This is a genomic window from Pseudomonas lactucae (assembly GCF_036688725.1).
Lineage (GTDB): Bacteria > Pseudomonadota > Gammaproteobacteria > Pseudomonadales > Pseudomonadaceae > Aquipseudomonas > Aquipseudomonas lactucae.
In genome coordinates this window covers 79,527-101,827 of sequence record NZ_JAQQPT010000017.1, presented here as the reverse complement: position 1 = coordinate 101,827, position 22,301 = coordinate 79,527, and the positions used below count along the sequence as shown (strand labels likewise).

At 58.6% G+C, this 22,301-nt stretch carries 16 protein-coding genes; 6 read left to right on the top strand and 10 right to left on the bottom strand.

Annotated features, from left to right (window positions below; all coding sequences use genetic code 11):
• Window positions 1–31: 31 nt before the first annotated feature.
• The 7 genes from V6M90_RS19985 to V6M90_RS19955 all read right to left on the bottom strand — a co-directional run bounded on the left by V6M90_RS19985 (window position 32) and on the right by V6M90_RS19955 (window position 9,308).
• Window positions 32–1,000, bottom strand: coding sequence for a toll/interleukin-1 receptor domain-containing protein (locus tag V6M90_RS19985; RefSeq protein WP_408637328.1), 969 nt, complete (start codon window positions 998–1,000; stop codon window positions 32–34).
• Window positions 1,001–2,322: 1,322 nt separating this feature from the next.
• Window positions 2,323–4,098 (bottom strand): SIR2 family protein, encoded by a 1,776-nt coding sequence (locus tag V6M90_RS19980; RefSeq protein ID WP_332847017.1) that lies wholly within the window; start codon window positions 4,096–4,098, stop codon window positions 2,323–2,325.
• A gap of 316 nt (window positions 4,099–4,414) precedes the next feature.
• Window positions 4,415–5,023 (bottom strand): His-Xaa-Ser repeat protein HxsA, encoded by a 609-nt coding sequence (gene hxsA / locus V6M90_RS19975; protein WP_332847016.1) that lies wholly within the window; start codon window positions 5,021–5,023, stop codon window positions 4,415–4,417.
• Window positions 5,020–6,249, bottom strand: coding sequence for a His-Xaa-Ser system radical SAM maturase HxsC (hxsC, locus tag V6M90_RS19970; protein ID WP_332847015.1), 1,230 nt, complete (start codon window positions 6,247–6,249; stop codon window positions 5,020–5,022). Before hxsC ends, hxsA begins: the two co-directional genes overlap by 4 nt.
• Before the next feature lie 4 nt (window positions 6,250–6,253).
• Window positions 6,254–7,741 carry a His-Xaa-Ser system radical SAM maturase HxsB gene (hxsB, locus tag V6M90_RS19965; RefSeq protein ID WP_332847014.1) on the bottom strand — a complete coding sequence of 496 codons (1,488 nt, stop codon included), beginning with the start codon at window positions 7,739–7,741 and terminating at the stop codon, window positions 6,254–6,256.
• On the bottom strand, window positions 7,738–8,037 hold the full coding sequence (gene hxsD / locus V6M90_RS19960; RefSeq protein ID WP_214918101.1) for a His-Xaa-Ser system protein HxsD: 300 nt from the start codon (window positions 8,035–8,037) through the stop codon (window positions 7,738–7,740). Before hxsD ends, hxsB begins: the two co-directional genes overlap by 4 nt.
• A 356-nt stretch (window positions 8,038–8,393) precedes the next feature.
• Window positions 8,394–9,308: a LysR substrate-binding domain-containing protein gene (locus tag V6M90_RS19955; protein ID WP_141064678.1), complete on the bottom strand. Its 915-nt coding sequence runs from the start codon at window positions 9,306–9,308 to the stop codon at window positions 8,394–8,396.
• A gap of 247 nt (window positions 9,309–9,555) precedes the next feature.
• Between V6M90_RS19955 and V6M90_RS19950 the strand changes: the two genes are divergently transcribed.
• The 4 genes from V6M90_RS19950 (at window position 9,556) to pgm (ending at window position 15,856) form a co-directional block, all read left to right on the top strand.
• Window positions 9,556–10,578: a zinc-dependent alcohol dehydrogenase family protein gene (locus tag V6M90_RS19950; protein ID WP_003174024.1), complete on the top strand. Its 1,023-nt coding sequence runs from the start codon at window positions 9,556–9,558 to the stop codon at window positions 10,576–10,578.
• 707 nt (window positions 10,579–11,285) lie between these two features.
• Window positions 11,286–12,710 (top strand): hypothetical protein, encoded by a 1,425-nt coding sequence (locus V6M90_RS19945; RefSeq protein WP_332847013.1) that lies wholly within the window; start codon window positions 11,286–11,288, stop codon window positions 12,708–12,710.
• On the top strand, window positions 12,707–14,113 hold the full coding sequence (locus V6M90_RS19940) for an aminotransferase-like domain-containing protein (RefSeq protein WP_332847012.1): 1,407 nt from the start codon (window positions 12,707–12,709) through the stop codon (window positions 14,111–14,113). The genes V6M90_RS19945 and V6M90_RS19940 overlap by 4 nt, the downstream gene beginning before the upstream one ends.
• Before the next feature lie 96 nt (window positions 14,114–14,209).
• Window positions 14,210–15,856 carry a phosphoglucomutase (alpha-D-glucose-1,6-bisphosphate-dependent) gene (gene pgm / locus V6M90_RS19935; protein WP_332847011.1) on the top strand — a complete coding sequence of 549 codons (1,647 nt, stop codon included), beginning with the start codon at window positions 14,210–14,212 and terminating at the stop codon, window positions 15,854–15,856.
• Window positions 15,857–15,919: 63 nt separating this feature from the next.
• Here the strand turns inward: pgm and V6M90_RS19930 are convergent, their stop codons facing one another.
• On the bottom strand, window positions 15,920–16,615 hold the full coding sequence (locus V6M90_RS19930) for a pirin family protein (protein ID WP_332847010.1): 696 nt from the start codon (window positions 16,613–16,615) through the stop codon (window positions 15,920–15,922).
• A 218-nt stretch (window positions 16,616–16,833) separates the two neighbouring features.
• On the opposite strand from V6M90_RS19930, the gene V6M90_RS19925 reads away from it, so the two are divergent.
• The gene (locus V6M90_RS19925; RefSeq protein ID WP_332847009.1) at window positions 16,834–19,281 is read left to right on the top strand and encodes a UvrD-helicase domain-containing protein; all 2,448 of its coding nucleotides are present in this window, start codon (window positions 16,834–16,836) and stop codon (window positions 19,279–19,281) included.
• Window positions 19,282–19,337: 56 nt separating this feature from the next.
• Here V6M90_RS19925 and V6M90_RS19920 read toward each other — a convergent pair whose 3' ends face one another.
• Complete coding sequence (locus V6M90_RS19920) at window positions 19,338–19,610, bottom strand: DUF1652 domain-containing protein (RefSeq protein WP_003174017.1); 273 nt, start codon at window positions 19,608–19,610, stop codon at window positions 19,338–19,340.
• 335 nt (window positions 19,611–19,945) lie between these two features.
• Window positions 19,946–20,731: a helix-turn-helix transcriptional regulator gene (locus V6M90_RS19915; protein ID WP_141064684.1), complete on the bottom strand. Its 786-nt coding sequence runs from the start codon at window positions 20,729–20,731 to the stop codon at window positions 19,946–19,948.
• A gap of 199 nt (window positions 20,732–20,930) precedes the next feature.
• Here V6M90_RS19915 and V6M90_RS19910 point away from each other — a divergent pair, with 199 nt between their 5' ends.
• Entirely contained in the window at window positions 20,931–22,295 is a 1,365-nt protein-coding gene (locus V6M90_RS19910) for an APC family permease (protein ID WP_332847008.1), read from the top strand.
• Window positions 22,296–22,301: the final 6 nt, after the last annotated feature.

The following is a 22,301-nucleotide window of genomic DNA, read 5'->3' as shown; positions in this document are numbered from 1 at the left end:
GGGTTCTTTCTAATTCGCACCCAACAATGATTTACCGATTGCGTTGTAGCGGTGCGATGAGAAGGCCCCAAAGCGTCTCGGCACCGCCTTCTTGGGAAAGCTTCTGGTCTTGCCGAGTGTGGAACGCCATGCCGAAGGTCTTCAGGTACATGGATTGGTCGTCCGTATTTACGGTGAGCGCCTCGTTGTACGAGCCGCCGCCAAACGAGTCTCCATGGCTGTAGTAGATACCGGCGCCCATCTGGCCGCCGGTGAACACTGCCGCTTTTGCAACGTCGTGGCCGTCCTTGTAGATATTCGCAGAAAAGCGATTTGCATCTATCCGACGGAACACCCCTTCATACCCTGAGTTGCGCGCTTGGAGCTCCAGCAACGAGTTCTCAAAATAGCGGGCGATGTACTCGAAGCTGTCGAGCAAGAAGCGGTCTTTGTCTAGCTGGGTGAAGCTTTTAGCCATTCGAAGGTTGCTAGACCTAGGGCCAGCCGGGGCGATAAGGGAGGGCGCTGAACCTCCATTGAAATCGTTGCGTTCGGCTCGCGGAGCAGTGTTCGGTTGGCCACGGCTGCGTCGCTCGGCGGCCTTCCGAACCTCCTTCGCAACCTGCAAGAATGCTTCGTCCCGATCAGGCCAAAGGGTCACTGGCTTACCATCTTGGGGCGTACCAAGCAGCTTGCCGAAGGGGGCATGATGCCAATCGCATGGGCGAAGAATCACAGGAATGACAGTCGCTTCTTTAGCGGCATGGCGCTCCATCGCGCGAGCCATCTCGATGTTGTAGCAATAGTCGGAAGCGATGAAATCCGGGCTTACCAGCAACAGGATAATTTCGTCGCTGTTGATGTGATCATCAATGGCAGCATCGATCTCTTGGCCTGCTCCGATTCTGCGGTCGTGCCAAGTCTCAATGACGCCTTGGCGCTTGAGCATCGAAAGCTGCTTTTCCAACTGGTCGCGCAGCGCCTCGTCAGCATGGCAATAAGAAAAGAACACGTTCGGCAAAAGGGTCACTCCTACTCGGATAGGTGCGATGTCGATCTTACGGGCAGCTTGGCTGCGAAGTACAGACGTGGGCTGGCTTGACTGCTGATAGGATGCCCTTCAGTTGAACCTGTCAGCCAAAAAACAACGGTGCTCGAGTCGTGACATGGTGGTAGATCATTTGGGCTCGCTCGTAATGAATGATGTGCTTGCCGTGAGGCGTTGGCCACACGAACTGACGGATCTCAAGTGGCGCAAATGTAAAAGAAGGTGGAAGGCCTAGGCGTCTCTTAACCGCGCCGTCAGCACTGTTGCATTGCTCGCAGATGATGACAGGAGCAAATGTGGTGATCCGATGAGGTTCTCCAAGAAGCGGTTTTCGTACGTAAAGGTCGGTTCCATGGTCATGGTGAGTATGGAGACCTACAGCCCAGCCTTCTCGCCTATGCGGTTTGTTCGGGTAAAGCATCGTCCAACGTAGCAATTGGTATCGTGTCCGTTCGCAGCACGGGCATCGCCAATGATCATCAAGCTTCGCCCATAGCTGGTGGCAATGGGCTCCATCAAAGCTCAGGTATTCCTCCCAGCTAGGAATGCGCCGGAGCAGATTGCTATTCAGCGTTTTCTCTCTGTTAGCATTCTTGATTTTGGTATCGTCGCAGGCCAAACAGTAGCCATTGGCCGAAAACTCGGGCTTGTAGGGACAGAGTTTTTTGGTCATCAGAGCGTCTCAGTCTGTCGTTGGGTTAACCCCCGTGATGGCCGCGCGCCAGGCATTTGTGCCGGAGTTACTGGCAGCCACCATCATTTGTAGCTGCTAACGGTATGCGGGTCTCTGAGGGTCTCATCTGTCCACGCAAGGCCAATGCAGAACTTCAGGGTCAAGGAGGCGTAGCTGATCACTGCATGTACTCCTCCTGCACTCACATCATCAACTGCTAGGTAGCACCATACAAGCAGATCACCAATCATCGTCCCCAACGCAGCCCTACAGGCAGTCAGCAAGCTACCTACTTCGTTGATGAAGAACGTGTGCACTTCCCGCGACCTTCCAATGAGATGAAAGGATCGAAACGTCACCCTAAGCGTGAAGATGCTGACGATAGCGAATGCTATGAGCAGGTACACGTAGTAAGCCATGAGCTCGGGGGGCAGTAGCGCGGTCACCAAAACGCTCACCTCTTCTGGTGAGGTGGTCAGGAGTGGCAGTGACCCGATGAAGAACGCATAAATCACCCTCCCTCGATGCCCGCTGCCAGAATCCAAACTTGCCCTAGGTTTTCAGCAGCAAACGCATGTACCCCATTTGAATCGTATTTGCATTAATTGGAATGCGTGAGGCGTCAGTACCTGGACAGCCGCTTCAGTCCTTCAAGCATTTGCTCCAGGTAGCTTTGCGACCCAAGTGCGAACCCTGCTGCCAGCAGCGGGGCCCTGTACTCTTCGGTCGCATATTCGTGAGCGAAGCGGTTGATGGTCTCTGAATGCCAGGAAAGCCGGCCCAATGCGATTCTCTTGAAATCGTGGTTTTTCACCGCATCCGCGAGCGATTCTTCACTGACTCCGCGTTGCTCGCAGAAGAACAGGAAACTGAAAAACTCAAACCGTTCGTAAAGCAGCCCGTGATCCTGTAGACCTGCGAAGTCAGGCGCCCACCGAGGCGCAAGACGGTCATGGAGTCGGTTGCACAAGGGGGTAAGAGCTCTACTTTGGTCTTCGAAGCTCCTCCATAATTCAAGCAGGCCATTGGCTCCCTCAACGTAGAACGGTGATAGATCAACTCCCACAGGGAAAGGCATTTCGCGCCGGTTGATAAGGGTCGTGTTAAACAGCTCGTTTAGCTCGCTCAGGCGATTGGCCCGTACAAGTCCCATGCCATACGCATAGGTAACAAGTGCTATCGGGTAACTCTTCAATGCAAGTCCAGCTACCCAGCCTGACGGCTCGACCTGCGACGCAGCGTGCAGGCCCTTGATCGCATCCAAAACGATCGAATGCTCAACACCTGCACCCCATCGTCCTAACACTGCACAAAGGCGTGCTAGTGGCTCGATGGCCGCTTCGTATACCTCAACCAGATCGGTAAAGTCCTTGGACGTGCTGCCCTGAGGTCGTTCTGTGAATAGAGGAGCCAGATGGCTGATCGCTTGATGAGCCTGGCTTGTCACTAAATCATCGAGCTGAATCCTGTGTTCGGGCCTGGCCATAAAGCGTTTGGCCATAGCGAGAGTCAGCTCGATGCCGGCTGGGTTCTGCAGGCGGGATTGCTGGATGGTTTCCAGTTTGAGGTTCAGCCCATCGAAGAAGGTGTCGGCATCCAGGCCCGTCACGACGTTGGCGCGCCGCTGAGTGATGAGCTCTTGGCCACGCTCGCTCAATTTTCCTCGCGAAAGCCAGTAGGTCGGGTAGCGACGGGAGGGCGCCCTCAAGAACGCCGCCCTCAGCGCATGATCCCACTCACCTGACCAGCCCGCGACGATCAGCCCAAACTCATCGATGACGCGGTCAAGCAACGTATTGAATGCTGGCGGATACTTGCCCAGCTCCCCATCGGTATTGAGGATCCTGGCATCCTTGTAATCACCATGGATCTTCAGGATGTAGCAGGACGCATGAGTGAGTGGCTCCGCTCCTCCGAGGGTGTCTTCTGAGCTGACGACAGTTGGCTCAACGCAGACATCGCGCAGTGCATTTTCCATGAGTCGGTCGAAGTTCGTCGTGATGATCACGCGCACATAACCCGCTTTGACCATCGCAGCGATCGCTCGATGTGCGGGGGTAGGCAGTTTAAGGCCATCCTCTAACTCGTCTTCGCTAGGTTCCAGAAAGCCTTGAATGATCGCTCGCCGTTCAGTCTGGGTTGTCGCTAGGCGTTCGAGCAGCGTGGAGTAATTGGGCTGCTCTCCTGTTTGACGTACGTACCACGCGAGCCAATCTTCCTGTTCGCCGGCACCAGACGCTATGCCCCATCGTTTCACCAGCTCCATGGTGATTTCCCAGCCGGTCGGTATTCCCGCCGAGCGTGATACCCCCGAGCCAAGAAGCACAGCGTAGACGCCTTTGTTTTCAAACATTGAAAACGCGATTTGGGCTGTTGAATCACTGATGGCAGCAGTCATGCACATTCCTAAATTTCAGCCGGGAGGTAAGGTTTCTGCGCGAGCATCGGCTTATCTAACAGTAGTCAGATCCGTGTCGGTCGGTGGCAGCGACGGTGGCTGGTGACGACTTGCTGCATCTCCAGCCAATCGACCTATTTGCGGTGCAAGATAAGCCCACGATTGTCGGCGCTGATGCGATTTTGACCCAGGTTGCTGATTTTGACTGACCCACACGCTGCCTCCGAAATCACCCGCAAGGTAATCATTTCTTGAGTACTCGGGTGGGTCAATGAATTCCGGTAGCCGGCATAAAAATCGCTTCAGCGCCAACAACTTATGGAATCTTGATACCCAACGCATTCAGCGATGGTGTATCCATCCGGCCATTCACGGTCAGCCCACTGTCCATCTGAAAGGCCATCAACGCACCACGTGTTGCTTTGCCCATCACCCCATCAATGGTGCCTTGGTAATACTGGCGCACCATCAGCGCGGTCTGCACACGGGTGACCAGGTTGCTTTTCTGCTCATTGGTCGCGCGGCTCTTAGAAGTGCTCGAACTTGTCCCGCTGCTAGTGCCAGACGACTGATAAAGGCTGTTGCTGCTTGGAGTACTGCTCGAAGTACTCGGCGCGCTGTAGCCTCGGGTACTAGTAGCGGGTGGGCTGTAGTAGCGAGGTGCGCTATAGCCACCCGAGCCGCTGTAGTGAGAACTGTGCGAGCTGTGGGACCGGTGAGAACTGTGCGAGCGATGCGCCGCATAGATGTTGACGGTGTTTGGCGCATTGAGCGTATCGGCAAATACCGGGGGCTGTAGCTTGTCGTTGGGTTGCCAGTTCGCATCGGCGAGCGACAGATGGCCCGCCTGTGCCAGGGTGGTACCTGCCATTGGCAGCAAGCTGATCCCACTGATCAGGACTTTCCAGCGGTCGAGCAATTTCACTGTGCGCTCCTTGCATAGGCGCTAAAGGCCTCGGTCGATAGTAGTTGTACGCCGCGGCTCTGCCAGCGGTCGGTGTGGGATTTGAAGAAGCCAGAGCAATGTTTGACGGCAGCGCATTGTTGGCAGGTATCGATGAACAGATTCTTCCAGTCCGAGATGCTCTGGCGGGCGAAACGCGAGAGGTGGGCCGGGACCAGGCACAGGGGTAAGTTGTAGATCGAAACCGGCACTCCGCGGTTGAACAGGAAATACACGGCCTGGCTTAACGACTCCTGATAGTCCAGCGGGTCAATCCACAGTTCTTCGTAGTTTTTCCTGGCCAGGCCGGTGCTTTCGATACCCATCAGCGCAACATGCCGCACGAAGGGCAGGTTCCTGAACACGTAGTGGGCGAGCTCGGGCAAGCGTGGCGTGGTCAGGCGATTGAGTACCACGCGTATCTCGATGATCTGGTTGGCGCGCGCCAGGTTGTAAAGACCTTGCAGGGTTTCGCTGAACGCGCCTGGAGCCTGCACCACATGGTCATGGTCTTCGGCATTGTCGGCATACAGGGGGATGCCCCAGCTCAACTGAGGGTGGCTGATGGCAGAGAGCGCTGCGATCCAGCTCGGGTCTTGGAACAGACGCCCGTTGCTGAGTACATGAATGGATTTCTGTGGCAAAACGGCTTTGCACTTGGCCAGCATTTCGAGCAGGCCGTCGCGATAAAGCGTGGGTTCTCCGCCGCTGATTCCCAGATTTTCCTCGCCCGAGTCCATCAGGTCGATCAGCCGTAGGTTCTCCTCGATGTGCCAACGGTCATCGATATCTTTGGGCGGCTGCGAGCACATCAGGCAGAGGCTATTGCAACGATCGGTCATGAACAGCAGGTTGCTGTCTGAGCCTCGTCGATAGAGCACTCGCACCAACGCGCTGCCTGGAGTGATGGCAATGACATCGCCGGGCTGCACGACATCCGCATCTTTGGGGGTGTGCAGGTATGGCCGCGCGCTGTCGAAGTCGCCGATCACTGGCTCCGGGATCAGGAATCCTCCCACTGGTAATGAGAGCAGATGCGGGTTCCGTAGCCGTTCTTCGTTTGGCAGCCAAAGCAGCAGGTCACCGAACTCAGCGCTTCCGGCACATACTGCCAGGCCTTGTTCGATGAACTCATCCAGAGTGATGACCTTGAGCAGTTTCGGCTCATTCAGGTGATGGATTTCGAAGCGGGTATCTTTGCGCAGCATCGCATCAGCCCCTGTAACCCGGAAATCGAACATCGTTGTAAGAGCGCCTGCTCAACCAAGACAGCAGCACTCTCTGCACGTTGTCGTCGCCATCGCAAAGCAGGCCGAAGAGATGCTTCAGCAACCCCATATTTTTCCTGCAGAAGCTGCTGAACACTCGGTGTCCTATCGGGTCAGCTTGGCGGGCATAGTGTTCGATGGGGTCAGCACCACAGTACGGGACAAGTGCGCAGTCGGAGCAGCCCGGCAGCGCCTCTGCTACACCACTGGCGAGCAACGCATCCATAACGGGCGATGTGAGTAATTCAGACAAGGGTTGCTGTACGGTGCCGAGCCTCAAGCCGTCTTCACCCATCTCCAGCAACATTCGGGCTTCGTCCGAAGGATAGACGTAACCGTCATAGTTGTAGACCACCGCCGCAGTGCCTGCGCCAGCGGGGGAGCGCAGGTCTACGTAGCCGGAGGAGAAGGGTGTCAGGATATTCTTCAGCAACAGGCTCGTATAACTCTCTGAGAGGTATACGCCCTGTTGGTTGATATGCAGCAAATAGGTCAGTGCCTTCTTGTAGAAGGCCAGGTATCGCTCAATAGGGTAATCAAGTCGATGGGCAATCTTGGTGGCAAACCCATAAGGGCTCAGAGGCCGAAGCGAGATGCTGGAAAAGCCCTGGCTTACATACTCATCGATGATCGCTTCTGGTTGTTCGAGGCTTCTTGAAGTCAGCGTGGTCAGCGCGGAAACTGCATCATGGCCAAGGCGTTCACGGACCCACTGGATGCCTTTTACAGTGCGTTCGTAGGAGTCTCGTGACGGGGTAGGGCGGTTGGCATTGTGCAAGGGCGCGGGCCCATCGAGCGAGGTCGAAAACTGGATGCGATTTTGTTCTGCGAAGTCGAGTATTTCCTCCGTCAGGTGGTGCAGCGTGGTGGTGATGACGAACTGGATATCCCGTTGTTCGACCACGTTTCGTTCAATGATCCATTCGACAATCTGGCGGACGCGCTCGAAGGCCAGAAGCGGCTCGCCACCCTGAAACTCCACAGTCAGGGCGGGAGCGTTCGATTCGAACAGGCGATCGACCGCCGCCTGTGCATCCGCTTCCGACAGGTCGTGGCCGGATCCTCCCAGAGGGGCACGCGACACCTGGCAGTACTGGCAGGTGTGGTTGCAACGCAATGTCACTACGAACAAGTGCAGTGCAGGGCCCTGGAAGAGGAAGTCCTTGCGACTGCGATACTGCGCGGCCATTTCCGGGAACGGGTCGTGGCGGCCTGGTTCGTAGATGAAGTGGCGAGCCAGCAGGTCCTTGTAAAAAGGTGTACTTGCTTGAACGTCGAAGTAACTGAGGGCTCGTAACTGCGCGTCGTTCACGTACATGTACTCACCGGTATCGGAGGTGAGCAGGATGTCACGATCACGTCCCGTGTTCATGCGCATGAATCGAAAAGGCAGCAAGTGGTAGTGCTTGGCGTCTGTCGCTATCAATGTCACTGCGAAACCCCACATCCAGCGAGCGCAGCTCGGGCCAGGATTTCACGTAACCCTGCTGTTTCGCGGTTGATATGGTCGCGTAGGGCGAAGTCGTTCAGATGCTGAAAGATCAGCGAGTGAGCCTGCGTCGGGGAAAGCGTTAGCTTTGCTTCAGCGGGGTGGGCCGTGAGGCTTATCTGATTGGCTTCAATACCGACCTGGATCGTGACAGTGTCGGCCAGGGAATAAGCGGCGCGTTGCACCACGCTGAGCGGGTAGGCTGCGCTGTCGAGCTTCAGCGTGACTGGCCATGTCATCGGAACCGCTCCTTCAAATCCGTTGGGAACGTGTGGATATTGCTGGTTTCCGGGGCATTGTGCCATCATAATTTTTTATATTTGCACGCATCTATCCAACTGATGGCGGAGAATCAGTCAAATGTTCATCGGCTGCATGTTCACCGTTCCGCTGCGGTATAGCGACTCGCGGAGAGTCCGGTCGGAGCTACCCTCATCAATAGCTTGCTTGGCCTTAGGCTGGGGGCATCCTTTTCAAACCATCCAAAGCATGCCCTCAGATGTGCCCCCAATGTAGCAATCCACTGGAAGTGAATGGAGCTCCATGGTTTGTGGAAAGGCAGAAATGATCAGATGAACAGCTCGCCCGGCGAAACCTAGAGACTCTCAGGATCCCCAAAGAACATCTGAATCCGCGACCTCAACCACCGCTCCCCAGGGTCGTTGTCCTGCGACCCGCGCCAGGCCATGTGCAGCTCGAACGAGCGCACCGGTAAGGGTGGATCTTCCGCTCGCAAGCCGCCCGCTGAGGTCAATGCCTCGGCCGCATAGTCCGGCACTGTTGCAAGAATATCGGTGCCCGCCAGCAAGGTGCCGAGGCCGTTGAACTGCGGCACGGCCAGTACGACGTGGCGTTTGCGATCGAGCTTTTCCAGTTCCTCATCGATAAACCCGCTCAGGTCGCCGGCAAAGGACACCAAGGCATGGGGGCGGGCGCAGAAGTCGTCCAGGCTCAGGGAGCCCGGTACGCTGTCGGCACGCAGCAATTTTGGCATGCTGCGGCGCAGCACTTTGCGTTTGGCGTTGGCCGGCAGGTCGGCGGTGTAGCTGACACCGATGGAGATTTCGCCGGAGGCCAGCAGGCCGGGCATCAGGATGTAGTTGACGCGGCGCACCACCAGCACGATGCCGGGGGCTTCGGCGCGCAGGCGTTTGAGCAGTTGCGGCAGCAAGGCGAATTCGACGTCGTCGGACAGGCCGATGCGGAACACGGCGGTGCTGGTCGCCGGGTCGAACTCGGCGGCGCGGCTGACCGCGGTGGAAATGGAATCCAGGGCCGGGGAGAGCAGGGCGAAGATCTCTACCGCACGGGCAGAGGGCTCCATGCTGCGACCGGTGCGCACGAACAGCGGGTCATCGAACAGCCCACGCAGGCGCGACAGCGCCGCGCTGATCGCAGGCTGGCCGAGGAACAGCTTCTCGGCGGCGCGGGTCACGCTGCGCTCGTGCATCAAGGTTTCGAATACGATCAAGAGGTTAAGGTCGACACGACGCAGGTCGTTACGGTTCATCTTGTGTCCTGGAAGAGTCAGCAAACTTGACGAGAGCGGTCATATGAGAACAATGCCCGGCATGAATCTTACGGGGAAAGGCTGGTACTCTGCACAGGATAATTGAGTTTTCCTACAAGACTTGGTGTCTGTTCCTCAGAAGCTGAATCAATGACAGGCATGTCGACTATTAACGGTGACCGGTGGTCTTACCCCTAAAGCCCAGATAGAGTTCAGGGCATTAGAAGTTACTTTGACGAGGTTTGCGATGTCCCGCACGATCCGTTTTCACAAGTTTGGTCCGGCCGAGGTGCTCAAATGCGAAGAGCATGCAGCCGCGCAGCCCGCACCGGGCGAAGTGCAGGTGCGTGTCGAGGCGATTGGCATCAGCTGGTACGACATTTTGTGGCGCCAGAACCTGGCGTCTTCCCATGCACGTCTGCCCTCGGGGCTGGGGCATGAGATGGCCGGCGTGGTCGTGGCCGTTGGCGACGGTGTGGATGATTTGGCCGTGGGCGACAAGGTGGCCAGTTTTCCGGCCGAGAGTCCCAACGATTATCCGGTATACGGCGAACGGATCGTATTGCCGCGTTCGGCCCTGACCCGTTACCCGGATGTCTTGAGCCCTATCGAAGCGAGTGTGCACTACACGCCGCTGCTGATCGCATATTTTGCCTACATGGACCTTGCGCGGGTCAAGCCTGGGCAATTTGCCCTGGTTACGGATGCCAGTCATTGCGCCGGTCCTTCTTTTGTACAATTGGGCAAGGCCCTGGGTGTGCGGGTGATCGCGGCGACCAAGGACAGTACCGAGCGTGAGTACTTGCTCTCCCTCGGCGCCGAGAAGGTCATCGTCACCGAAGAACAGGACCTGCTGATGCAGATCAACAAGATCACCGATAACCGCGGCGTCGATGTGGTGTTCGATGGCTTGGGCGGCCCGCAGATGTCATTGCTCGGTGATGTGCTGGCTCCCCGTGGCAGCCTGGTGCTGTATGGCCTGCAGGGCGGCAACCAGACGCCATTCCCGGCATGTGCGGCGTTCCAGAAGAACATCCAGTTCTTTGTGCACTGCATTGGCAACTTCACCGGCAAACCGGAACTGGGCATCATCCAGGACCATGTGGCCTTGCAGCGAGCGTTGCGCGATATCAACCAGCTGACCGCCGACCGCGTGCTCGTGCCATTGAAAACCACGGTGTTCCCGTTCAACCAGTTCGTGGAAGCGCACCGCTATATGGACGAATGCCCGTGCCGCGAGCGCGTGGCCTTGCAGGTTGAAGCTGTTTAAGATGTAGGAATATTCGCAAACAAGTCGTTATAGCCCTTGGCGCATGAGGCAAATGCGCCATTTCACAGGGCTTAAACCGCGCGCGCCTTGGCGCGTAGGCTGGGCGCCCGAGCCCCTGAAACCAGTACTTTTTCCCTGACGCCGCCCTGTATTGCAGTGCGGCGTCTTCGTGTGCGCGTCCTTTGCGCATCCCGCCGTCACCCATCTGCACTGCTTTCAGGCCAGGTTCTGTATCTATTAATCATTATTCCAGCACTGATAATTACCGCTTCAACTTTCATCTCAAGGAACGAGCAATGATTGATTCTATGACGCAGCTGCCAATAGTTGACTCTACCAAGCGCAAGGCCCTTTCAGGGGGGCAGGGATATAGGCTCTGGCATAAAAAGTCACTTTCCAATAAATGGGAAAGTTACTTAAGTTTATTTGTCAGATGCTTCCTTAAATGAGGGTTAAGAATGTGTAGGAGTATGTCGGAACCATCCTAGGGCCACTACCTTATCCCGTAATCCCAAGGGTTCAAGGGGGACGTGCATATTTTGTGGGCAGGATGCTCACCCCGCCGCCGCCTGTCATTTTGTTGCTCGATGCTAATGTCTATTTATCGACACAGAGCACCCCACGCAACTCTCCTGCACACGCAATAGGTCGAGCAAACGCTCTCGGCAGTTGCTTGAAACTGATATTTCAACTTAGGTAGTAGAACCATGAGCACTATTCACGAACAAGCTATGAATCACGTTTATCAGCAAGTTCTGCAGCGTTTAGTTGGGCACTTCAGCCGCTCGGGGCGTACGGCACTCCAGCTATTGATCCAGCGTATCGTCGTGGCGGCCGGGGGCATGGAGCAGGTGGGAGAATACAAAGTGCTGGTCACCCATGGTGGCGGTGAAGTCAGCAGCTATACCCTGGCGCTGCTGCGTGCTGCCCAATTGACGATTGCCGGGCGTGCGCCGCGTACCTTTCACCTGCGCGTGGCCACGCTGCGCTATGCGGGGATGACCGATGAGCAGCTCGACACCCTCGATCGCGGTTACAGCCGACTGTTTCTGCATGATGATCCGCGCGTCGAGTTGTTGATGGTAGAGAACCAGGAGATACAACCCTTCAATTACTTGCGTTCGTCGTCGCTGGTCGCTCGCGAAAAGAGCCAGCGCAACCGGCTGATGGTGGGTCACGTGACCTCCGGCGACTGTCGCGAAACACTCTGCAATGAAACATACCTGGCCCTGGGGGATTTCTACCAGCGTGTCACCACTTGCAACGGTGGTGTGCATGCGCTGGTCACCGGAGACTCACCGCGCAAGCAAAGCCAGTTTCTGGCCTGGGTCAAGAAAACCGCCCAGGGTGCTGGCATTCCTATCGCCAGGACCCGGCCGCTGATGCTGCACGAGTTGTTTGCGCGCATGGACGAATGGAGCGCCGGGTATTACCGCGATGTGTATGGCGAGCACTATGTGGCTGACGACAACCCCAGCAAGGTCGGCCATCGCCATCTGGCCTATATCGGCATCGCGGACCTGCTGGAAGATGTCGACCTCGCATCATCGTCCCTGCTGAGCGAGTTCATGGCCTATGCGCCCGATCCGCTGGGCTTTCACTTCAGCCACCCGGCGTACTCCTACCCGTTGCTGATGGCACACTTGCGCGGCCTGCAGGCCGAATGCCTGCGCGAGCTGGACTACGAAGACGGTGTCGATAGCTTTATCCAGCAAGCCAGCCAGTACCTGCATCACTTGCGGATGCCGGAAGAACTGCTCGCGCGGGCCACGACTCAGGAAGGGCGCATTCAGGCGAGTATCCAGGCCCAGCAGTTTTTTGGCCTGGATGAAACACAGTTGACCTGCCTGTTGTTTTCGCCGTTTATCCACCATGGCGAACGACTCGAAGGCTTTTTGCGCCAATGCCACCCAGGCATGCTGGTGGCCTTGCCCGAATTGCACAAGGCGCTGCAGGGCAAGCCCTCGGCCGAGATGCTGCAGCAGTGGGTGATGGACATCAGCGGTCTGTCGATGCCGTTACTCCAGCACTTGTACAAGCGGCGGCCGGTGCTGCCGCGCCGCGCCAGGCTGCGCACGGCCTGCGCCGCGGACGACGGTGCCGCACAGGCCTTTCAATTGTCCGAGCGATGACCCTGCGCGGCGAGCGGCAGGCGGACTTTGCGTATCAGGCGGTCTATCGCTACATGATCTGCCTGATCAATGAAGTCAGTACCGACACTCGGGTAAAGCTGCCGTCCTTGCGCCAGTTGGCCGAGCGCCTGAATGTATCGATCTCGACGATCCAGTACGCCTATTCGTTGCTGGAAAAGGAGGGCCGGGTCTATTCAGTCGCCAAGTCGGGTTATTACGCCTGGCCGGTCTCGACCAACGCACTGGCGTGGAGCGGCGGCGATCTGCTCGATCGGCTCTATGCCGCGGCGCGACGTCCCGGCATGGTGGTACTCAGTGGTGACGAGCCGGCGTTACTGGCCTCCCTGGACAGCACCTTATTGCGACTGGAGCGTGAACTGGTGCGCCAGTATCCCGGGCATCTCCAACCCTGGTCGCAGCCTTGCGGCGTGTGGGAGCTGCGTACGGCGCTGGCGGCACGCTATACCTCATCGCCTACGCGCTGCTGGCATGCGGATGATGTGTATGTCGGCGCCGACTTGCGCGGCGTGCTGGACATTCTGATCGACGTGCTCGCCCTCAGAGGGACCACGATGATCGTCGAGTCGCCCTGCGACTGGTTGATCCTGCGCTTGTTGCAGGACGTCGGAGTGCGCATTCTCGAACTGCCCTGGACAGCGGAAGGCGGCCTGGACCGCGACAGCCTGGAGCGGCTGTTGCGTGATGAGCCCGTGCGCCTGGTCTTGCTGTCATCGGCGGTGAGTTTGCCGGCGGGCGTATGCATGTCGGCCCACGAGCGCCTGGAGGTGGCGCGCCTGCTGGAACGCTACGGCTGCTGGCTGCTGGAAAACGACACCTTTGGCGACTTGAGTTTCGAGGCCACGCACGCTGCGTTGCGCGAACTGGTGAATCCGGAACGGCTGGTAGTGTTTTCATCGTTCGAGAAAATACTGGGACAGGAAGCGCCCTATGGCTACCTGCTGTGCCGGCGCATGAGTGGTGAACTGCAGCGTCAGTTCCTGCTGCGTTCATTCCGTCTGTCATCGATTCGCCAACGCGCCATCGCGCGGTTGTACCAGAGCGGCCGGGTTGACCAGCACCTGCACGCGCTGCGCGATCAGTTAAGTGAACAAGCGGCGCGCATGGACCAGCGTCTGGCCCGGCACCTGGAGGGGCAGGTGACGTATCGAATGCCGGCGGCCGGAGCGACATTCTGGCTCAGGTCCACGCACGCAGTGGATATGCGCCAGGCTTTCCAGCGTTTGCTGGCGCGCCAGATAGTGGTGGCACCGGGTGAGTTGTTCAGTGCCAGTGGCTTGCATCACCAGAACCTGCGCTTGAGCCATACCTTTCATGGGCAACCCAACCTGGACGTCGCGCTCGCAGCCCTGAGCGAGGCATTGCGTCAGGCTGAGACCGGATGAGATTTCTCTTAATGTTGTAGGATTTATAACGTCGCGCGGTAGTCCAACTCCCAGTAAACTGACACTTTTCCGAATCCTTCTTCTCGAGGTTTATGCATGACAATCAGTCCTTTTGCGGGCAAACCGGCCCCGGCACACCTGCTGGTGGATATCCCGCGACTGGTCACGGCCTATTACACCGGCCAGCCTGATGCAGCGATCTCCACCCAGCGCGTGGCCTTCGGTACCTCCGGTCACCGTGGCAGTTCGTTCGAGCTGAGTTTCAACGAATGGCACGTGCTCGCCATCAGCCAGGCCATCTGCCTGTACCGCGAAGCCAAAGGCATCGACGGTCCGCTGTTTGTCGGCCTGGACACCCATGCACTGTCGACGCCTGCCGGCGCCAGCGCCCTGGAAGTGCTGGCCGCCAATGGCGTGCATGTCATGCTTGCCGAAGGCGATGAGTACACGCCAACCCCGGCGATTTCCCACGCCATCATCTGCTACAACCGCGGTCGCACCAGCGGCCTGGCCGACGGTATCGTCATCACGCCGTCCCACAACCCACCGCAAAGCGGCGGCTATAAATACAACCCGCCCAACGGCGGCCCGGCCGACACCGATGTCACCAAGTGGATCGAAGCCAAGGCCAACGAACTGCTGACCAACAAACTGGCCGGGGTCAAGCGCATCAGCCATGCCCAGGCCCTCAAGGCTGACACTACACACCGTCACGACTATATGAACACCTATGTGGCCGACCTGATCAATGTGATCGACATGGACGCCATCCGCAGCGCAGGCCTGCGCCTGGGCGTTGATCCGCTGGGTGGAGCAGGGGTGCGCTACTGGTCGGCGATTGCCGAGCACTATCGCCTGAACCTGGACGTGGTGAACACCGAAGTCGATTCCACCTTTCGCTTCATGAGCGTCGACTGGGATGGCCAGATCCGCATGGACCCGTCCTCCAGCTACGCCATGCAAGGCTTGATCGGCCTCAAGGAACGCTTCGATGTGGCCTTCGCCTGCGACCCGGACCACGACCGCCACGGCATCGTCACCCCGTCCGGCGGCCTGTTGGCGCCGAATAACTACCTGGCGGTGTCGATCGATTACCTGTTCCAGAACCGTCCCGAGTGGCGCGCCGATGCGGCCGTGGGCAAGACCGTTGTCAGCAGCGGCCTGATTGACCGCGTCGCCGCGCGCATTGGCCGTCGCCTGTACGAAGTACCGGTGGGGTTCAAGTGGTTTGCCGATGGCCTGTTCGAAGGCTCGCTGGGCTTCGGCGGCGAAGAGAGCGCCGGCGCCTCGTTCCTGCGCAAGGACGGCAGCGTATGGAGCACCGACAAGGATGGCCTGATCCCGGCCTTGCTGGCGGCGGAAATGACTTCGCGCAAAGGCCGGGACCCAAGCCAGCTCTACCGTGGCCTCACCGAGGTGCTGGGCGAACCGTTCGCCATCCGTGTCGATGCCAAGGCCACGCCGGCGCAGAAGGCATTGCTGGGCAAACTGTCGCCGCAGCAGGTGACCTCCACGGAACTTGCCGGTGAGCGCATCCAGCAGGTCCTCAGCCACGCGCCGGGCAACAACCAGGCGATCGGCGGGCTCAAGGTCATGACCGAAAACGGCTGGTTCGCCGCGCGGCCATCGGGCACCGAGGACATCTACAAGATCTACGCCGAGAGCTTTATCGGTGAAGACCACCTCAAGCAGTTGGTGGAAGAGGCGCAAGTGCTGGTGGACGGCGCAATCAGCTCCAACTGACACTGCTGTAAAAATGTGGGAGGGAGCAAGTCGAATCGTCGCACCGCCCCTCCCACATTTCGATCAGGCTAAATCGACCAACACGATCTCGCTGTCCTCAACGGCCGTGACCCGCAACACCTGCTCATCCTCAACCGCCACACCGTCTCGCACCTGCGCACGCAGGCCATTGACTTCAATCACCCCCGTGGCCGGCACCAGATACGCCCGGCGTCCGTGATCCAGCCGATATTCGGCACTCTCCCCGGCTTTCAGGTTGGCCGCTACCAGACGTGCATCGGCGCGAATGCGCAGGCTTTCGCTGTCGCCGGCCTTGCCGCTGGCCAGGGTCACAAAGCCCTCGCGGTTGCCCTGAGGAAACGGTTTGGCGCCCCAGGAAGGCGGCAGGCCGGCTTCATTCGGGATGATCCAGATCTGAAAAATCTTCGTCGGCGTGGCTTCCAGGTTGTACTCGCTGTGGGCGATCCCGGTGCCGGCGCTCATCACCTGGACATCGCCCGCCTCGGTGCGGCCTTTGTTGCCCAGGTTATCGGCATGGCTGATCGCACCTTCGCGCACATAGGTGATGATTTCCATATCGCGGTGCGGGTGCTGCGGGAAGCCCGTGCCCGGCGCGATGATGTCGTCGTTCCACACCCGCAGGTTGCCCCAGTGCATACGTTTGGGGTCGTGGTACTCGGCGAACGAGAAGTGGTGGTGAGCGTCAAGCCAGCCATGATGGGCGCCGCCCAGGGAATTGAAAGGTCGAAGTTCAAGCATGATTGCCTCCTGTTGATGGCCCTATCATCCGACAGCCCATCATCGATAAAAAGCGTAAAAAATGCCTGATTCCTATCGGTTAAATTGATGTTTTATTGAGGTTTTAACTTTCACTTCATCGCCTAACCGCATGACTGCGCAGCAATTGGCTGGAACTGAGGGGCGTTTCCGGCGACCATGGCGCACTTGTCAAAGCCAAGCTCATCGCAGGAGTCCGCGTGCCGCAACAAAAGCCTGATCTGCCCCCTGAACTGCGCCCATTGGCCGAGATGCCGCTGTTGAAACGCCTGGCTGCGCGCCTGTTTGGCCACGGGTTGACCCGCCTGCGTGCGCAGCACCGGTTTTCCTGGTTGCACGGGCAAGCCGATGGCTTTCGCAGCGGGCATGAGGCGGGCGTGGAGTACGGTTACCGCGAAGGCAAGGCCGAGGGTATCGAAGAAGGGCGTCAGGTCCTGTTGATTCGCGATGTCCGTGCGGATGAACACCGTGCTCCCGGCGTTGACGACAGCCTGTTCGACGACTGGCGGCTGCCCCTGACCGCCGACCTGAAAAAGCGTATCAAGGCCGATGTCGCCCGTTTGCTGCCGGCCCATGCCCAGCCGAGTGCGGCGCAATGGAAGATGATCTTCAGCGATACGCCGTCAACGTCCGTGATTGCAGGTGCCGGGGCGGGTAAATCCACCTCGCTGGTGCTGCGCATTTTGCTGCTCACCCATTACCTGGGCTTTGAACTGAGCTCGATGACGGTGGTGACGTTCACCCGTGAATCGCGCAAAGACTTCATCAGCAAGCTCATGGAAATCCTCAACCTGTGGGGCCAACCCCTTGCTCTTAAAGAGGCTGAGGCGGTGGTGCGAACCTTCCATTCGCGCATCCTGCCGATGGTGCGCAGCCTGCCGGGTTTTGAGCGCCTGCAAGCGTTCGAGAACCTGAACTCGGGTTTTGAAGGTGCCGACAGCAACCCGTTCGACCTGCGTATCAATGACGCCCAGCGCCAGCAGATGAATGCGTGCTATCACCGACTGCACGGCCGTCATCCACGCTTTCGCGAGTTGATCGCGCCATTGGCCCGTCATGGCTTGCAGCTCAAGGAGCTGGAACGTGACCACCCGGATGTGCAGAAACGTATGGCGGTCACCGAATTGGCCGCCAAACGCGATGAAGAGCTGTGCGATGTGATTGAAGACCTGTGGTTTCGCGCAGGCGCCTGGCCGATCAAGGGCATCGAGCCCAACCGTCAGACTGTGGAGATCAACGGCGCGCTGTTTCATTGCCACGGCTATATCGCCGAACTGGATGCCTGGGTAGTGCTCGGCTTCGACCCGCGGGAAAATGCCCAGCTCAGCCGGCCCAACGCCAAGTTGTCGGTCCGGGCGGAATGGGCGGTGAAGCGCACACTGTTTCAAGCTTTTTGTCGTAAACCATTGATTTGGCTGGATAGCTATGAGTCCTCCACGCGTCTCCTGAGCAGCCTGGCGGGTGATGCTACAGCCGGTCCCGGCTTTGATTACAAGGTCAAGGGTGAGCTGGCCTCGGCGCCGCTGCTGGACAGTTTTGTCATGGCGGCGGGCTTTATCGAGAACCTCGGCCTGGATGTACCGGCCGCCGTGGGCCAGATGAGCTTTGCCAAGGATGATCCGGACCGTTTCTTCTTTGAAGCCTTGAGCATTTTCTGGAGGGCCCTGGAAGACCACCTGCTCGAACAATCGCCTCCGATCATGACGTATAACCGTATGTTTTCGTTGTTTGGCGAAAATACCCCGGAAAACCTCAAATTACTCAGCGATCCTTTGCTGCGCCCCCTGTCGCACCTGATGATCGATGAATTCCAGGACGTTTCGCCGCAAATCGTCTCGTGGATCCGCGCCAGCCTGCGCGAAATCCGCAGCCGAGGCCCGGCCATGCACGTCGGGCGTGGTGCACAGCGTTCTTCGCTGTTATGTGTGGGAGATGACTGGCAGTCGATCTATGGCTGGCGCGGCAGCTCGCCGAAGTACTTCATGGCGTTCAACAAGGAATTCCCTTCACCGAGCACCACCCGAGTCATGCTGGGCGAGAACTACCGCAGCCACCAGCACATCATCGACGCGGCCGAACACATCGTGCGCGCCGCGCCGGCGATCCCCGGCAAGAAGGCCAAGGCCAACGGCGCGCCCAAGGTACTGGAGCCGGTCAAGGTGTTGGCACGCGACGATGCCGCGCTGGGACGTCAATTGGCAGCGCACTACCAGAAAGGCGATTCAGTATTAATGCTTTATCGAAAAAGTAGCGATAAGCTACTGATTCAAGAGCATATTCAGTCGATAGTTAATGTGGATTCTAGCTTGCCGTCAGCAGCTCGCCGACTGAAGCAACTGACCTATCACAGTGCCAAGGGCCTGCAGGCCGATGCGGTATTTCTGCTCGGCGATTGCCAGCATGTGACCAGCTCGCCCTACAAGAACCAGGTATATCGCATGGCGGGTCTGGGCAAGGACGGTGATAGCGAACCCTATGACACCGCGCAAAAGGACGAGGTGCTGCGCCTGGCCTACGTCGGCATTACCCGGGCCATCAGCCATTGCTACTGGTATGTGGAAAAGCCCGAAGGCCAGGCCGTGAATGTGCCCCGGGCCTCGGAACGGGTGGATGGGAAAAAGGCTTTTTTTGACGACCAGCGCAATTAGGCCGGTGAATGCAAATTCAAAGGTGCGATGGGCCGTACCAGGCGAAAGATCGCGATTCAGGCCCGCAACGACAGCGGCGGCACAAAAGACGCCAGTTCATCCTCCACGGCCTCGATAATCCGTTCCACATCGGCGGCATTCATCACCGTGGCGCACGGGATGCCGGCAATGGCGATCAGGGTTTCGCCGCTGGCGCGATCGAACAGGCGGGCGACCATACTGCCAGGCGCGTCCATGCTGCCCTCGAAGCCCATCGGATGGAAATGCCAGCGCATCAACTGGCAGGCGTTGGGGAACGTCACTTTATTCATGTTGCCCACCTTGTTCATTGAGCGCTTCCTTTAGCTCGCGGCAGGGGCCATGACCGTCACTGGGCATGGCGTCGGAGCATTAAAAATAGCATTCGTTCGCAACGGCAAAGTGAATTTTTTCGCTCCGTTCGGCGGTTGTTTCGCATCGGGTTGACGCAGGTCATGTCTTGCGCAAATTATGGCGAATTGCCATTAGTCAGGCGCTGCGACTGCGGTCTGGAGGCGTTCCCGTATGCATAGGGCGCTGATCTTCGGCGATCGGCGCCTTGGACGACGCGTGGCCTGCGTCCCGCGTAGCAGCTGCCGAGCGCAAGCGAGGCTGCGTCAGCCGCACCGCCGATCTCGAAGAACGCTTACGGTTTTTCCAAATCATGCCCCAACGACTGGATAAACAACGAGAACAGCTCCGGCTGTGACGATATGTCCAGCTTCGCGTACAGATGCCGACGGTGCACTTTCACGGTGTCCGGCGATATGTTCAGGCGCTCGGCCATGGCTTTTGAGGAAAACCCGCGCAGCACCAGGCGGGCAATTTCCAGTTCGCGCTCCGACAGCACGCCGCTGCCGAATTGGCTCAGCGCATCGCGGATCTGGCTGTCCATGGCCGGTACGCGTTGAGTGCTCTGTTGCCAATGCTGCTGCATCAGCGGCAACACCCAGGCCGCCAGCAGGGTCATCAGCCCGGTCTCTTCTCCGCTGAAGCGCCGCTGCATGCCCAGCGACAGTGACAACGTGCCCGCACCCGGCAGTTGCAGGATGAACTGCACTTCGTCTTCCAGTACGTTGTCGTGGAAATAGTTGAGGAAGTATTCGCTCTGGCGAAAATGGTCCGGCGCGACTTCCTCCAGGCGGTACACGCCGCTGGCATAACCTTCGCGACAGGCCTGGAAAAACGGGTCGAGCAGGTACAGACCATTGAGGTACGCCAGCATCGAGGCCGGTTTGCTGCTGGGCTGGGCGTCGTATTCCTCCAGGGCTTGGGGTGGCCCCTCCAAAGGATAGAAAATCGCCAGGGCGTTATCGAAAGGCAGGCACTGGTGCAGCAACAGCACCAACTGTTTCCAGAACCGCTCGGTGCCGAGGTGTGCGACGGCGCGGCCCAGGCCGGCGTGCATGGCAACTTCGCGAAACAGGCGCATAGGGCAGGCTCCCGCCATCCAAAGATCGGCCAAGGGTTTGGTTTTTGCCGGATGCCGTCAAGGGGAGTACGCCAATAGGGGAATAGTCCGACAACCGCGGCTTCGATAACGTCGCCTTCATCCAACGGGAAACATATCCCGAAAAAACATCATTTTTCGTTTCTGCCTCACACCAAGAACAACGACAGAGGATAACGATATGAGCACTTCCCCCACGCCCGATGGCGTGTTGAAACCCACCCTGAGCGTGTTCGATGTGGTGGCCATCACCGTCTCCGCCGTGACGCCCGCAAGCTCCGTGTTCGTGATCGCGCCCTTTGCCATCCAGCAAGCCGGCAGCGGTGTGTTCCTGGCGTTTGTGATGGCCGGCCTGCTCGCGCTGATGTTCGCCTTCTGCTACGCCGAACTGGGCCGTGCCCACAACAGCGCCGGCGGCGAGTATGTGTACGCCAAGCGTGTGTTCGGCGGCATGGCCGGCTACGCGACCTTCCTCACGGTGCTGGTGATGTTGCTGTTTATCCCGCCGGTACTGGCGACCGGTGCCGCGACCTACCTCAATAACGCCTTGGGCACGACGTTCGATTCGCAAACCGTCGCCCTGGTGATCGTGGTCTGCAGCTACGCCCTGGGCATCCTCAATATCAAGCTCAACGCCTGGATCACCGGCACCTGCCTGCTCCTTGAAGTGGCGGCCTTGCTGGTGATCGTGTTTATCGGTTTCGGCCATCCAGTGCAGCCCGCCAGCGTGCTGTTCCAGCCGCAGATCGTCGAAAACGGCGAGCTGCACCTGGCGCCCTGGGCCTTGGTGATCGGCGCGGTGGGTATCGGGTTGTTTTCCTACAACGGCTATGGTCCGGCGGTGTTGCTCGCCGAAGACATGAAATGCGGCGGCAAGGGTGTGCACAAGGCGGTGCTGTGGTCCCTGGGACTGGTGGTCATTATCGAACTGGTGCCGATCACCGCGCTGTTGATCGGCGCACCGTCCCTGAGCGCGATGATCAGCAGCCCCGACCCCATCGGCTACCTGCTGACCAGCCACGGCAATGAAACCCTGTCACGCCTGGTCAGCGCGGGGATTTTCCTGTCGGTGTTCAATGCCATCGTCGCCATCGTCATCCAGATCGGCCGCGTCGTGTTCAGCAGCGGGCGCGATGCGCTGTGGACGCCGGGCATCAACACACTGTTCACGCGCATTCACCCACGCTGGGATTCCCCCTGGTTGGCTACGCTGTTCCTGGCCGTCCCTTCGGCGTTGCTGAGCTTCAGCTCCAACCTGGCCGACCTGACGTCGTTCAGCGTGCTGTTGATCATTCTGGTGTACCTGATGGTGGCATTGAGTGCGTTGATGAGCCGCGTGCGGCTGCGCGACCGCGAACATCCCTACCGCATGCCGCTGTGGCCGTTGCCGGCGTTGCTGGCGGTACTGGGCGCGGGGTACCTGTTGATCACGTTGATCATTGCGGCCTCGGTGCGCGACATCCTGGTAATCCTCGGCTTGCTGGCTCTGTCGGTGATTTTCTATTGCGTCAGCGGCCGGTCGAGTCCGGTCTTCCAGAAACTATAAGGAGAG

Coding starts and splice junctions, on each gene's coding strand:
- V6M90_RS19980 (WP_332847017.1), bottom strand. CDS start 4,098: ATGACTGCTGCCATCAGTGATTCAACAGCCCAAATCGCGTTTTCAATG.
- hxsC (WP_332847015.1), bottom strand. CDS start 6,249: ATGCTGCGCAAAGATACCCGCTTCGAAATCCATCACCTGAATGAGCCG.
- hxsD (WP_214918101.1), bottom strand. CDS start 8,037: ATGACATGGCCAGTCACGCTGAAGCTCGACAGCGCAGCCTACCCGCTC.
- V6M90_RS19955 (WP_141064678.1), bottom strand. CDS start 9,308: ATGAACCGTAACGACCTGCGTCGTGTCGACCTTAACCTCTTGATCGTA.
- V6M90_RS19950 (WP_003174024.1), top strand. CDS start 9,556: ATGTCCCGCACGATCCGTTTTCACAAGTTTGGTCCGGCCGAGGTGCTC.
- V6M90_RS19945 (WP_332847013.1), top strand. CDS start 11,286: ATGAGCACTATTCACGAACAAGCTATGAATCACGTTTATCAGCAAGTT.
- V6M90_RS19940 (WP_332847012.1), top strand. CDS start 12,707: ATGACCCTGCGCGGCGAGCGGCAGGCGGACTTTGCGTATCAGGCGGTC.
- pgm (WP_332847011.1), top strand. CDS start 14,210: ATGACAATCAGTCCTTTTGCGGGCAAACCGGCCCCGGCACACCTGCTG.
- V6M90_RS19930 (WP_332847010.1), bottom strand. CDS start 16,615: ATGCTTGAACTTCGACCTTTCAATTCCCTGGGCGGCGCCCATCATGGC.
- V6M90_RS19920 (WP_003174017.1), bottom strand. CDS start 19,610: ATGAACAAGGTGGGCAACATGAATAAAGTGACGTTCCCCAACGCCTGC.
- V6M90_RS19915 (WP_141064684.1), bottom strand. CDS start 20,731: ATGCGCCTGTTTCGCGAAGTTGCCATGCACGCCGGCCTGGGCCGCGCC.
- V6M90_RS19910 (WP_332847008.1), top strand. CDS start 20,931: ATGAGCACTTCCCCCACGCCCGATGGCGTGTTGAAACCCACCCTGAGC.